Origin of the sequence: Paraburkholderia panacisoli (assembly GCF_008369935.1) — a bacterium.
Lineage (GTDB): Bacteria > Pseudomonadota > Gammaproteobacteria > Burkholderiales > Burkholderiaceae > Paraburkholderia > Paraburkholderia panacisoli.
The window spans coordinates 52,140-64,071 of the sequence record NZ_VTUZ01000002.1 but is presented as its reverse complement, the minus strand read 5'-3'; the positions used below and the strand labels follow the sequence as shown (position 1 = coordinate 64,071).

Sequence of the window (11,932 nt, the reverse complement as noted above, 5' to 3'; positions counted from 1 at the left end):
TCACACCGCCGGCGTGCTCCGGAACACCGGTAGCTCCTCGGCGAACGCGGAAAACCCCTGCAAGTGCGGGTGCGCCGCCTTGTTGACAATCTCCGGCAACATCATCTGCGTGAAATGCCAGCCGACTGCGACGGTCACGTCCGTCGCGTCGAACGAGTCCTGCCCGGCCGGCAGCGTGGCCGTCGCGAGCTCGCGTTCGAGTTCCGCGTAAGCGGCGAGCAATTGCGCGCGCACGCGCTCGACCCACGGCTCATGCTGCTTGTCGGCCGGCCGCAGATTGCGCTCGTAGACGATCTGCACGGACTTCTCGCACGCGGCGAGCGCGAGCCCCGTGAGGCGGGCGGCGCGCAGCGCGTCGTCCGGGCGTGTGGGGAATAGCCGTTGCTCCGGCCCGGCGAGCGTCGCCAGGTACTGGAGAATCAGCGTCGAGTCCATGACGGTGAGGCCGTTGTCGGCGATCAGCGTCGGCGCCTTGACGACCGGGTTGATTTTCGCGAACTGGTCGTAGGTGCTGAAGACTGAAATCGACTCGTGTTCGAAATCGAGCTTCAGCAATTTGAGGCAGATAGCGACTCGCCGCACGTAGGGCGAATCGAGCATTCCGATCAGTTTCATCTCTTTCCCGTTAGAAGTTCTATCATCGCGTGCCGCTGGCCCAACGGGACCCGGCGATTGCGGGCCGCCGCAAATTGAGAGCGCGGCAAGCCGATAGATTAAGCATCCCGGCGCGCCAAAAAAAGCGACAATTACCGACGACTTCCGTCAGAATTTCTAACATGAAACCGATCCCGCCTTTGACTGCGCTGCGCTGCTTCGAGGCCGTCGCCCGGCTGGGCGGCGTCACCCAGGCCGCGCGCGAATTGCATGTGACCCACTCGGCGGTGAGCCAGCAGATCAAGGTGCTCGAAGATGCGATGGGCGTCGCGCTCTTTATCCGCGAGGCGCGCGGACTGCGGCTTACCGAGGAAGGGCGGCTGTACGCGCTCGACATCCGCGCGGCGCTGCGCGACATCACGCAGGCGACGCGCCGCGCGCAGGCGCGCCCCGACGACAGCGAACTGGTGATCTCGACGGTGCCGTCGTTCGCGCAGCACTGGCTGGTGCCGCGCCTGGCGAGCTTTCGCGACGCGCATCCGTACTACCGGGTGCGTCTCGTGACCAGTCTGCAGGTCGAGGATTTTCGCCAGGGCATGAGCGATATCGGCATCCGCATGGGGCAGGGGCATTGGCCCGACGTCGCGCAACAAAAGCTGTTCGATGACGACATGGTGGTGGTCGCGGCGCCGCATTTCGCGCTCGGGCCGAATGGCCGCTTGCCGGTGACTGCTGCAGACGTGTTCGCCTGTCCGCTGATCTCCAGCCCCGACGCGCCGTGGACCGACTGGTGTCAGGCGGCGCAGGTCGCCGCGCCCGCCGCCGACGCAGTGGTGCTGTCGGCGAACGACTCGAACATCGTGATCGGCGCGGTTTTGCTCGGGCAGGGCGTCGCGCTCGAACGGCGCAGTCTGGTCGCGCATGCATTGGCCCAACGGACGCTGGTGCAGATTACCGACATCCGCGTGCCGTACCGCTATCCGTACTGGCTTGTGTGGCAGCAGCGCGACACGCTCAATGCCGGGCAGGCGCATTTCGCGCAGTGGATCGAAGGCCAGGTCGACACTTATTTGCGCGGCGGCGGTTCGCCGACGGCCCCGATTCGCGCCACCTAGGCCGTGCGCTGGCGGATCACGGCGTTTTGCGCGGGCGCTTCGGTCGGCTATATTCGTGGTTCCTATCGCCGGCTTTGCTGGGAACCGCAAAGCCAACGATTCGCCAATCCGACTGGAGAAAACATGACGTCTTCACCTGCAAAGAAACGGGCTGTGTTGCTGGCATCGTTGGTGCTCAGTGTGGCGTGCGCCGCGCCGGCGTTCGCGCAAACCGGCGGCGCGGGCGGCGGGCCGGCCGGCGCTGATGCGGATGCGGCCAACGCGATGGCCGCGTCGAAACCGGCAGCCACCACGAAGGCCGAGCGCAAGGCCGCGCGCAAGCAGGCGCGGGAGAAGAAAAACGCGGAGCTGAAACAACTGGAGGCGCACGGTTATCAACCGTCGCGCAACGATCCGAACTATCCGACCGACATTCAGAACGCGCAGAAGAAGGCGGGCATTGGCGCGGCAGCGAGCCAGTAAAGCGCTGCGCACCGCGTGCGCTCGCTTATCCGGGTATCACGGGTAAAACTGAACGAGGCGCCTTGGCGCCTCGTTTTCTTTGCGTGACCGCAGAACCTCGTCAATCGAGCACGGGCAGCGCGCGCGGGCGACGGTCGCTGTCGGTGGCGACGTAGGTGAGGGTCGCCTCGGTGACTTTCACGAGGTCTTCGGTCAGGCTCATACGCTGCGCGTAGACCTCGACCGACACCGTCACCGACGTATTGCCCGTCTTGACGATATCTGCGTAAAAGCTCAGCAAGTCGCCGACGAACACCGGCTGCTTGAACACGAACGAATTGACCGCGATGGTCGCCACCCGTCCGTTGGCGCGGCGGCTTGCCGGAATCGAGCCGGCGATATCCACCTGCGCCATGATCCAGCCGCCGAACACGTCGCCGTGGACATTCGCGTCCGACGGTTGCGGCATGACGCGCAGCGCGCAAGGCTTGGACGGCAGTTGAAGAAGATCGGTCATCGGGACATCCTTGAGAAACGTATTGGCTCGGTCGGCTCGAGCAGCAGGCGGGAATTTCACGACGACTGCGGCGGGCAGCGGGAAACCGGGCCATCCGGCACGGCCGCGCGGCCAACGTGCGGCCCACGGCCGACAGCCCATGAAAAGCGGCGCCAGCCGGCTTCTGCGACAATAGAAAGATCAGGAATTGTACGGGAAAGCGCCCAGCGGGGTCGCGCGACAAAGCAGTGTGCCGGATCGGCATGCCGCGCTCGGCGCACCGCTGCGAACTCCGGCATTTCCACCCTCTCCCCCCTTGCAGATCCCCATGCGCCGTCCGTCCTCGTCCGAACCCTCGCCGATCTCCACCCAGCCTCGCAACGACTGGCAGACGATCCTGTCGCTGCTGCCTTACCTCGCCACCTACAAATGGCGAGTCGGTTTCGCGCTGAGCTGCCTGATCGGCGCGAAGGTGGCGAATCTCGGCGTGCCGATCGTGATGAAGCGCATCGTCGACAGCCTCGCGTCGGTGCAGCATCTGACCGCGCTCGGCCGCGCGCACGACTCGCCGGCCATCGTGCTGCTGGGCGGCGTTGGGCTGCTGGTGGTCGCGTATGCGGTGGTGCGGCTGTCCACGTCGCTCTTCACCGAACTGCGCGAGATCCTGTTTTCGAAAGTGACCGAGAGCGCGGTGCGGCAACTGGCGCTGAAGGTGTTCCGCCATTTGCATGCGTTGTCGTTGCGGTTCCATCTCGAACGGCAAACGGGCGGCATGTCGCGCGACATCGAACGCGGCACGCGCGGGATCACGCAACTCATTTCTTATTCGCTGTACAGCATTCTGCCGACACTGGTCGAAGTCGGCCTCGTGCTCGGTTTTTTCGTCGTCAAATACGAGGCGTATTACGCGATCGTCACGTTCATCGCGCTCGCGGTGTACATCGTCTTCACGGTGAAGGTCACCGAGTGGCGCACCCATTTTCGCCGCACGATGAACGATCTCGATTCGAAGGCGAACTCGCGCGCGATCGACTCGCTGCTCAACTACGAGACCGTCAAATACTTCGGCAACGAAGAGTGGGAGGTGAGCCGCTACGACGAAAATCTCCGGCGTTATCGCACGGCGGCGATCAAATCGCAGCGCTCGCTGTCGGCGCTGAACTTCGGACAGCAGGCGATCATCGGCACGGGGCTCGTGTTCATTCTGTGGCGCGCGACGCAAGGCGTGATGGCCGGGCGTCTCACGCTCGGCGATCTGGTGCTGATCAACACCTTCATGCTGCAGCTTTATATTCCGCTGAATTTCCTCGGCGTCGTGTATCGCGAACTGAAGCAGAGTCTCACCGATATGGACCGCATGTTCACGCTGCTCGGCGCGACCCGGGAAGTGCCCGATCTCGCCGATGCGTCGGCTTTGCGGGTGAGCGGCGCGCAGCTGCGCTTCGAGCACGTGAACTTCGCGTACGAGCCGGCGCGCCAGATTCTGCACGACGTGAGCTTCACGATTGCCGCAGGTACCACGACGGCGGTGGTCGGCCATAGCGGTTCGGGCAAATCGACGCTCGCGCGGCTGATATTCCGCTTCTACGATCTGGATCGCGCCACGGGCGGCGCGATCCAGATCGACGGTCAGGATATTCGCGACGTTACGCAGGATTCGCTGCGCGCGTCGATCGGCATCGTGCCGCAGGATACGGTGCTGTTCAACGATTCGATCTACTACAACATCGCTTACGGGCGGCCGTCGGCGACGCGGGAAGAAGTGATCGCGGCGGCGCGCGCGGCGCATATCCACGAATTCATCGAAGGGCTGCCGAAGGGCTATGAGACGCCGGTCGGCGAGCGCGGGCTGAAATTGTCGGGCGGCGAAAAGCAGCGCGTCGCGATTGCGCGGACCATCCTGAAAAATCCGCCGATCCTGCTGTTCGACGAAGCCACCTCCGCGCTCGATTCGCGTTCCGAGCGCGCGATCCAGCACGAACTCGATCAGATCGCCCGCGAGCGCACGACGTTGATCATCGCGCACCGGCTGTCGACGGTGGTGCACGCGCAGCAGATCATCGTGATGGACAAGGGGCGCATCGTCGAGCGCGGCACGCATGCGGAGTTGCTGAGCGCGAACGGCCTGTTCGCGCAGATGTGGGCGTTGCAGCAGCGCGCGGCGGCGGCGCCCGAACTGGTGGAAACGGTGGGGGCGGGGGATGGCGGACGGTGAGCGGGCCGCGCTTTATTGGCGTGCTTGCGGAAGGCGCGAGGCGGCTCGAACGGTGAGCGCTATAGGTAGACGCTGATCGCGCGGCCGGATGCCGGGCGCGATGTATGTGGCGTTGCACATCGAGCAGAGCGTCGCGCGATGCCAGCGCTCTGTCCGACGCTTTCGGAGTTACCCCCGACTAGCTACGCTCAGCGCGTGTTCAACCGTTGATCCAGCGCCTGCAACTGCTCAGGCGTACCAACGTTCTCCCACAAGCCTTCATACAACTCGCCGCTCGCGAGCCCGCGCGCAATCGTCTCACGGTAGTACGGCGTGAGCGCGCGCCGTGTGCCGCGCGGCAGATCGCGGAACATGCGCGTGTCGTAAAGCCCGATGCTGCCGAACGTCAAGCGGGGCTGTGCGTCGAGCGACAGCACGCCGTCAATCAGACCGAAGTCGCCGCGCGGATGAAACGCCGGATTCGGCACCATCACCAGATGCATGCCCGGCTCGGAGCGTGTCTTCAGCGTGTCGGCGCGAGCATTCAGCGTCGCGTAATCGAAATCGGCGTACACGTCGCCGGCGATTGCCGCGAACACTTCGCTCGCGCCGTCGTCTTCCAGCAGCGGCAACGCTTGCACGATGCCGCCCGCCGTCTCCAGCGCCGCATGTTCAGCCGAGTAGCGCAGTTCGACCTGCCAGCGCGAACCGTCGCCGAGCGCGGCTTCGATCTGCGCGCCGAGCCATGCATGATTGATGACGATGGTCTGGAAGCCGGCCCGCGCGAGCCGTTCGATCTGCCAGACGATCAGCGGTTTGCCGCCCACCTGGAGCAACGGCTTGGGACAGGCGTCGGTCAACGGACGCATGCGGTCGCCGCGGCCCGCGGCGAAAATCATCGCTTTCTTCAGGGACATTGTTTTTGGTCAGAACGTGTAGCCGACTTCATTCGCGCGGCCTTCGAGATCGTCGAGCAGCTTCGCGAACGGGCGCAGCGGCGCATAGCGTTCGGCCACCTTGCGCGCATAGCCGATGAAACGCGGCAGATCCTTCATGTAATGCGGTTTGTTGTCCCGGTAGTTGATCCGGCAGAACAGCCCCAGCACCTTGATGTGCCGTTGCAGCCCCATCCATTCGATCTGGCGGTAGAACTCGCCGAAATCGGCATCGACGGGCAAGCCGGCCTTTTTCGCGCGTTCCCAGTAGTACACGAAGCAATCCAGTTCGAACTCCTCGTCCCAGCCGAGGAATGCGTCGCGTAGCAGCGACGCGACGTCGTACGTGATCGGGCCGTACACCGCGTCCTGGAAGTCGAGCACGCCGGGGTTGGCGCCGGGACGTGGCGAATCCGGCGCGGCAACCATCAGATTGCGCGGCATGAAATCGCGCAGCATGAACACTTGCGGCTGCGCGCGCGCACTCGCGATCAGCAGCGCGAACGTGCGATCGAGCAGCCCGCGTGTCTTGTCGTCGACCTCGCGGCCCAGGTGCCGGCCGATGAACCACTCCGGCATCAACTCCATCTCGCGGCGCAGGAACGCTTCGTCGAACGGCGGCAGCACGTTTTCACGCGAGCTCAGTTGCCAGCGGATCAGCGCGTCGAGCGCGTCGCGCATCAGCGCGCGGGCGCGGCGCGGGTCGTTCGCCTGTTGCGCGCCGGTCAGCGCGCCGAGGTACGACGCGGTGCCCAGATCGGTGACGAGCATCAGCCCGGCGTCGAAATCGACCTCCAGCACGCGCGGCACGTGCACGCCGGCCGCGTCGAGCAAACCGGCGATCTGCACGAATTCGCGGCACTTTTCGGGCGGCGGGGCATCGACGGCGATCAGGGTGGCGGCGCTTTCGCCTTCCGCAGCCTTACCGGTGAGCCGGAAATAGCGGCGGAAACTGGCGTCGGACGACGCGGGGGCAAGCGTGTCGAGCTGCAGCGCATAGCGCGCCGCGTGGCCTTGCAGCCAGGCTTTGAGCAGTTCGAGGCGGGTATCGTTGGTGTCTTGGGAAGGGGGGAGCGTCATGAAAACCGGCGGCAAATTCAGAGGGGCAACGTCTTGCCATATAATACCCCACGACTTTTTTGACGCGACTCACGCCAGCTTTCGCGTGTTGCGCTTTACCGCCCGCCTCATCGTTCGACAGATTGTAATTATTGATGTACAGCCGACTGTCACGGTCGGGGTGTGCAGGCGGTGGATCGTGACTGCAAAAGCTGACGGACGGGCCGATTCGCCAAACGATACATGCCGCCTAGACAGCTTTCCCAAACGACTCCCTCTTGTGCCGTAGTGCCGCGCAAAAGGCGGCTCGTCGCGGCGTTGATCGCCGCTCCGGGCCTGATGCCCGCGCTTGCGCACGCCCAGCTGGTGGGGGAAGCCGCGCAGCCGCAACCTATCGACGCGCCCTGGGGCATGCGGCTTGACCCGCAACTCGGAGAACATCCGCTGCAGACCGGCCAGAGGCCGGCCACGTTCGTGCTCGGCGACAGCGCGAGCGGCACCATCGACCAGGACCTGGCGGCCAAGGGTTCGGCCGAGGTGCGCCGCAATACCGCCGTCATCAAGGCCGACGCGCTGCACTACGATCAGGACACCGACATGGCCGACGCGTACGGCCAGGTGCACGTGATCAACAGCGGCAATACCTTCATCGGTCCCGAAGCGCATCTGCGCGTGGATTCGACCGAAGGCTTCATGACCTCGCCGAAATACCACTTCAACCTGACGGGCGGCTCGGGCAGCGCGGAGCGCGTTGACCTGCTCGACTACGAACGCTCGGTGTTCACGAAGGGCACCTACACGGCGTGCGCTTGCGCGGACAACCCGGCGTGGTACATCAAGGGCAGCGAGTTCGACTTCGACACCGGCGCGGACGAAGGGGTAGCGTACAACAGCGTGCTGTTCTTCCAGGGCGTGCCGGTGTTCGCGTCGCCGTGGCTGTCGTTCCCGCTGTCGGGCGACCGGCGCAGCGGGCTGTTGCCGCCCACGTTCTCGCTGAGTTCGACCAACGGCCTCGAACTGTCGGTGCCGTATTACTTCAACATCGCGCCGAATCGCGATCTGATGGTCACGCCGCGTCTGATCTCGAAGCGCGGTGTGCAGTTGCAGAGCACGTTCCGCTATCTGTCGCCCACGTATTCCGGCTCGATCACCGGCGAGTTTCTGCCGGACGATCACCTGACGCATACGAACCGCTACGCGCTGTACATCCAGCACAACCAGAACTTCGGCAACGGGTTCGGCGGCTACATCTACTACAACAAGGTTTCGGATAACACCTATCCGGAAGACCTGTCGTCGTCGGTTAATCAGTTCATGAACGGCACCCAGCTCCTGTATCAGCAGGAAGCCGGGTTGACCTACAACAACGGCCCGTGGTCGGTGCTCGCGCGCGAACAGCACTGGCAGACGCTGGAGCCGTCGGTCGCGCCGTATGGCCGCGAGCCGCAGTTGAACGTGAAGTACGCGAAGTACAACGTCGGCGGTTTCGACTTCGGCACCGAGGCCGACTACACGAACTTCCGCATCACCACCGCGGACGTGACCGAAGGCCAGCGGGTACTGTTCAACCCGTACGTGTCGTATTCGGTGGTCGGGCCGGGCTACTTCGTCACGCCGAAGGTGCAGTGGCACTTCGCGTCGTACAACCTGAACAACATCGGCACCGATCTGCCGGCCGGCTCGGCGAAGAATTTCACCGAATCCATCCCCACGTTCACGTTCGACACGGGGCTGATTTTCGAGCGTTCGGTGCGCGTGTTCGGCGCGGATTACATTCAGACGCTGGAGCCGCGCCTGTACTACGTGTACACGCCGTATCGCAACCAGAACAACGCGCCGCTGTTCGACACCGCCGATTCCGACTTCGGTCTGGCGGAAATCTTCACGCCGAACACCTTTGTCGGCAACGACCGGATCGCCGATGCGAACCGTCTGACCGCGGCGATCACCACGCGCTTCATCAACCCGGCCACGGGCGACGAACGCGCGCGCTTCGTGATCGCGCAGCAGTACTTTTTCCAGGATCAGCGCGTCACGCTGGAGCCGAACCAGACCAGCACGCAGGCCACGCACTCGGACCTGATCGCGGGCGCGTCGCTCAAGCTCGGCGCCGGTTTCGCTTCGGAAACGGCGTTCCAATATAATGCCGACAACAATCAGCTGGTGAAGACGAGCGTCGGCTTCGGGTTCAGCCCGGCGAGCGGCAAGGTGATCAACGTCGCGTATCGCTATACGCGCGCGAACACCACGCTCGACAACCAGCCGATCAACCAGGTGCTGGTTTCGGGCCAATGGCCGCTCACGCACCGGGTGTACGGCGTCGCCCGGTTTAATTACGACCTGGGCGGCCATCGGATCGTCGACGGCCTGATCGGCATGCAATACGACGCCGACTGCTGGACGCTCGGCGCCGGCATCCAGCGCTATGCGAACGGTCTGAACACCTCGGGGCAGAATCAGTCGAGCACGCGGTTTCTCGCGCAGTTGACGTTCAAGGGCTTGTCGAGCGTCGACAACGGGCTGATGACCGCGTTCCGCAGCAGCGTGGCGGGCTATACGCCGTTGCCCCCGCCGCCGCCGCCGGAGTCGCGTTTCACCAATTACGAATGACGTTCGCCCGATCATTTATAGCATGCGAAAAGACGGGCCAGGCGTGCCCGACATCATTGGAGTATCTGTGGCAATCATGAAAAAGCTTCGCTTGGCAACGCTTGCGGCCGGTCTCGTCGGCGCGGCGTCTTTCCTGTCGGTTGCGCCGGTACAGGCGCAGGCGCTGGGCGGCAATAGCGGCCAGACGGTCGACACCATCGCCGCAGTGGTCAACAACGGTGTCATCACGCGGCGCGAGCTCGACGAGCGCATCGGCCTGATCACGCGGCGGCTGAACCAGCAGAACGCGCCGGTACCGCCGATGGACCAGCTGCGCCAGCAGGTGCTCAATCAGATGGTGCTGGAGCGCATCCAGCTGCAGAAGGCGAAAGAAGACGGCATCACCATCGACGACGCCGCCGTGCAAAAAACGCTCGAGCGGCTCGCGCAGGCGAACAACATGTCGCTCGAAATGTACCGCGCGCGCATCGAGGCGCAAGGCGTGCCCTGGGCCACGTTCACCGGCGACGCGCGCACCGAACTCACGCTGTCGCGTCTGCGCGAGAAGGAAGTGGACAGCAAGATCACGGTGTCGGACGCCGAGGTCGCGAACTACATCGCCAGTCAGCGTGGCCCGAACGCCGGCCAGACGAGCGACCTGCATTTGCAGCACATTTTCGTGAAGGCGCCGCTGAACGCGTCGGAGACCGACATCGAGGCGGCGCAGCAGAAGGCTCAGGCGCTGCTGAACGAAGCCAAGGGCGGCGCCAATTTCGAAAAGCTCGCGAAGGCCAACTCGCAGGCGCCGGACGCCGCGAAGAACGGCGGCGACCTGGGGTTCCTCGCGCCGTCCAAGCTGCCGCCTGAATTGGTCAAGGCCGCGTCGACGATGCGACCGGGCGAAGTCAGTCCGGATCTGATCCGCACCAACGACGGTTTCGAAATCGTGCGGCTGGTCGACCGCCGCGCCGGTCAGGGCACCAGCTCGGATGCGCCGAAGCTCGTGCAGACGCACGTGCGCCACATCCTGCTGCGCATCGGCGACGGCATGTCGGAGCCGCAAGCGCGTCAGAAGCTGCTCGACATCAAGAACCAGATCGCCGCAGGCGGCGATTTCTCGAAGTTCGCGCATACCTACTCGCAAGACGGTTCGTCGTCGCAAGGCGGCGACCTCGGCTGGGTCAGCCCGGGCGAGACGGTGCCGGAATTCGAGCGCGCCATGAACTCGTTGCAGGACGGGCAGATCAGCGAACCGGTCCGCAGTGAGTACGGCTACCACCTGATCCAGGTGCTGGGCCGCCGCGAAACGGAAGGCTCGGTGTCGCAGCAGATGGATCTGGCGCGTCAGGCAATCGGTCAGCGCAAGGCGGAACAGGCTTACGCCGACTGGCTGCGCGAATTGCGCGACACCGCGTATGTGGAAGTCAAACCCACGCTGTCGAGCGTGCAGTAACCATCATGACGAGCGCCGCCCAGTCCGCCAGCCTGCCGTTGCAGATCGCGATCACGACCGGTGAACCCGCCGGCGTCGGCCCCGAACTGACGGCGCAGGCGTTGGCCGGCGCGGCGGCGCATTGGCCCGCTGCACAGTTCACCGTGCTCGGCGACGCGGTGCTGCTCGCCGAACGCGCCCGCGCGGTGGGTGTCGATTGGGCCGCGCTGCTGGCGCATGGGCGGCGCGTGCGCATGCAGCACAGGGCGCTCGGCGCACCGTCGCTCGCAGGCAAGCTGGACGCCGCCAACGGCCGCTACGTGCTCGATCTGCTCGACAGTGCGATCGATGGCGCACTGGCCGGCACGTTCGACGCGATCGTCACGGCACCGCTGCAGAAAAGCACCATCAACGACGCCGGCGTGCCGTTCACCGGCCACACCGAATACCTGGCCGAGCGCACCCACACGCCGCGTGTGGTGATGATGCTGGCCGGCACCGGCAAGCGTCCGCTGCGCGTTGCGCTCGCGACCACGCATCTGCCGCTCAAGGATGTTTCTGCGGCGCTGTCCATCGAGAGTCTTGTCGAGACGCTGCGTATCATCGACCACGATCTGCGCCATCACTTCGGCTTGCCGGCGCCGCGCATCCTCGTGACCGGGCTGAACCCGCACGCGGGCGAAAACGGCTATCTGGGCCGCGAGGAAATCGACGTCATCACGCCGGCCCTCAAACTCGTGAACGATCAGGGCATCGACGCGCGCGGTCCCTATCCGGCCGACACGCTGTTCCAGCCGCGTTATCTGGAGCAGGCCGACTGCGTGCTGGCGATGTTCCACGATCAGGGCCTGCCGGTGTTGAAGTACGCGACGTTCGGCGAAGGCATCAATGTGACGCTCGGCTTGCCGATCATCCGCACCTCGGTCGATCACGGCACCGCGCTCGATCTGGCCGGCACCGGCCGCGCCGATGCGGGCAGCCTGATTGCCGCCATCGATACGGCGGTGTCTATGGCGCAGAACCGCCGCGTGGGCTGAGTCGGCGCCGCTGCGCGCGTTCCGCGGCCGGGTGTTCGGC

At 64.8% G+C, this 11,932-nt stretch carries 10 protein-coding genes; 6 read left to right on the top strand and 4 right to left on the bottom strand.

Annotated features, from left to right (window positions below; translation table 11 throughout):
• A complete protein-coding gene (locus tag FVF58_RS02880; RefSeq protein WP_149668421.1) occupies positions 1 to 615 on the bottom strand; it encodes a glutathione S-transferase in 615 nt (204 codons plus the stop codon).
• A 161-nt stretch (positions 616 to 776) separates the two neighbouring features.
• Between FVF58_RS02880 and FVF58_RS02875 the strand changes: the two genes are divergently transcribed.
• Together FVF58_RS02875 and FVF58_RS02870 are read left to right on the top strand one after the other, a co-directional pair.
• The gene (locus FVF58_RS02875) at positions 777 to 1,709 is read left to right on the top strand and encodes a LysR substrate-binding domain-containing protein (RefSeq protein ID WP_149668420.1); all 933 of its coding nucleotides are present in this window, start codon (positions 777 to 779) and stop codon (positions 1,707 to 1,709) included.
• Positions 1,710 to 1,832: 123 nt separating this feature from the next.
• The gene (locus tag FVF58_RS02870; protein WP_149668419.1) at positions 1,833 to 2,171 is read left to right on the top strand and encodes a DUF4148 domain-containing protein; all 339 of its coding nucleotides are present in this window, start codon (positions 1,833 to 1,835) and stop codon (positions 2,169 to 2,171) included.
• A gap of 100 nt (positions 2,172 to 2,271) precedes the next feature.
• Here FVF58_RS02870 and FVF58_RS02865 read toward each other — a convergent pair whose 3' ends face one another.
• Positions 2,272 to 2,667: an acyl-CoA thioesterase gene (locus FVF58_RS02865; protein ID WP_149668418.1), complete on the bottom strand. Its 396-nt coding sequence runs from the start codon at positions 2,665 to 2,667 to the stop codon at positions 2,272 to 2,274.
• A 307-nt stretch (positions 2,668 to 2,974) separates the two neighbouring features.
• Here FVF58_RS02865 and FVF58_RS02860 point away from each other — a divergent pair, with 307 nt between their 5' ends.
• Positions 2,975 to 4,861 (top strand): ABCB family ABC transporter ATP-binding protein/permease, encoded by a 1,887-nt coding sequence (locus tag FVF58_RS02860; RefSeq protein WP_149668417.1) that lies wholly within the window; start codon positions 2,975 to 2,977, stop codon positions 4,859 to 4,861.
• Positions 4,862 to 5,049: 188 nt separating this feature from the next.
• On the opposite strand, the gene murU is transcribed toward FVF58_RS02860, so the two are convergent.
• Entirely contained in the window at positions 5,050 to 5,757 is a 708-nt protein-coding gene (gene murU, locus FVF58_RS02855) for an N-acetylmuramate alpha-1-phosphate uridylyltransferase MurU (RefSeq protein ID WP_149668416.1), read from the bottom strand.
• A 9-nt stretch (positions 5,758 to 5,766) separates the two neighbouring features.
• The gene (locus FVF58_RS02850) at positions 5,767 to 6,855 is read right to left on the bottom strand and encodes an aminoglycoside phosphotransferase family protein (protein ID WP_149668415.1); all 1,089 of its coding nucleotides are present in this window, start codon (positions 6,853 to 6,855) and stop codon (positions 5,767 to 5,769) included.
• 222 nt (positions 6,856 to 7,077) lie between these two features.
• Between FVF58_RS02850 and FVF58_RS02845 the strand changes: the two genes are divergently transcribed.
• The 3 genes from FVF58_RS02845 (at position 7,078) to pdxA (ending at position 11,892) form a co-directional block, all read left to right on the top strand.
• Positions 7,078 to 9,444, top strand: a complete 2,367-nt coding sequence (locus tag FVF58_RS02845; RefSeq protein WP_149668414.1) for an LPS-assembly protein LptD — start codon at positions 7,078 to 7,080, stop codon at positions 9,442 to 9,444.
• Between the two features lie 67 nt (positions 9,445 to 9,511).
• Positions 9,512 to 10,876, top strand: a complete 1,365-nt coding sequence (locus FVF58_RS02840) for a peptidylprolyl isomerase (RefSeq protein WP_149668413.1) — start codon at positions 9,512 to 9,514, stop codon at positions 10,874 to 10,876.
• A 5-nt stretch (positions 10,877 to 10,881) separates the two neighbouring features.
• Positions 10,882 to 11,892, top strand: coding sequence for a 4-hydroxythreonine-4-phosphate dehydrogenase PdxA (gene pdxA / locus FVF58_RS02835; protein ID WP_149668412.1), 1,011 nt, complete (start codon positions 10,882 to 10,884; stop codon positions 11,890 to 11,892).
• Positions 11,893 to 11,932 lie beyond the last annotated feature (40 nt).

Excerpts from the sequence above, each read along its gene's own strand:
- FVF58_RS02880 (WP_149668421.1), bottom strand. The coding sequence starts at position 615 with ATGAAACTGATCGGAATGCTCGATTCGCCCTACGTGCGGCGAGTCGCT.
- FVF58_RS02875 (WP_149668420.1), top strand. The coding sequence starts at position 777 with ATGAAACCGATCCCGCCTTTGACTGCGCTGCGCTGCTTCGAGGCCGTC.
- FVF58_RS02870 (WP_149668419.1), top strand. The coding sequence starts at position 1,833 with ATGACGTCTTCACCTGCAAAGAAACGGGCTGTGTTGCTGGCATCGTTG.
- FVF58_RS02865 (WP_149668418.1), bottom strand. The coding sequence starts at position 2,667 with ATGACCGATCTTCTTCAACTGCCGTCCAAGCCTTGCGCGCTGCGCGTC.
- FVF58_RS02860 (WP_149668417.1), top strand. The coding sequence starts at position 2,975 with ATGCGCCGTCCGTCCTCGTCCGAACCCTCGCCGATCTCCACCCAGCCT.
- murU (WP_149668416.1), bottom strand. The coding sequence starts at position 5,757 with ATGTCCCTGAAGAAAGCGATGATTTTCGCCGCGGGCCGCGGCGACCGC.
- FVF58_RS02850 (WP_149668415.1), bottom strand. The coding sequence starts at position 6,855 with ATGACGCTCCCCCCTTCCCAAGACACCAACGATACCCGCCTCGAACTG.
- FVF58_RS02845 (WP_149668414.1), top strand. The coding sequence starts at position 7,078 with ATGCCGCCTAGACAGCTTTCCCAAACGACTCCCTCTTGTGCCGTAGTG.
- pdxA (WP_149668412.1), top strand. The coding sequence starts at position 10,882 with ATGACGAGCGCCGCCCAGTCCGCCAGCCTGCCGTTGCAGATCGCGATC.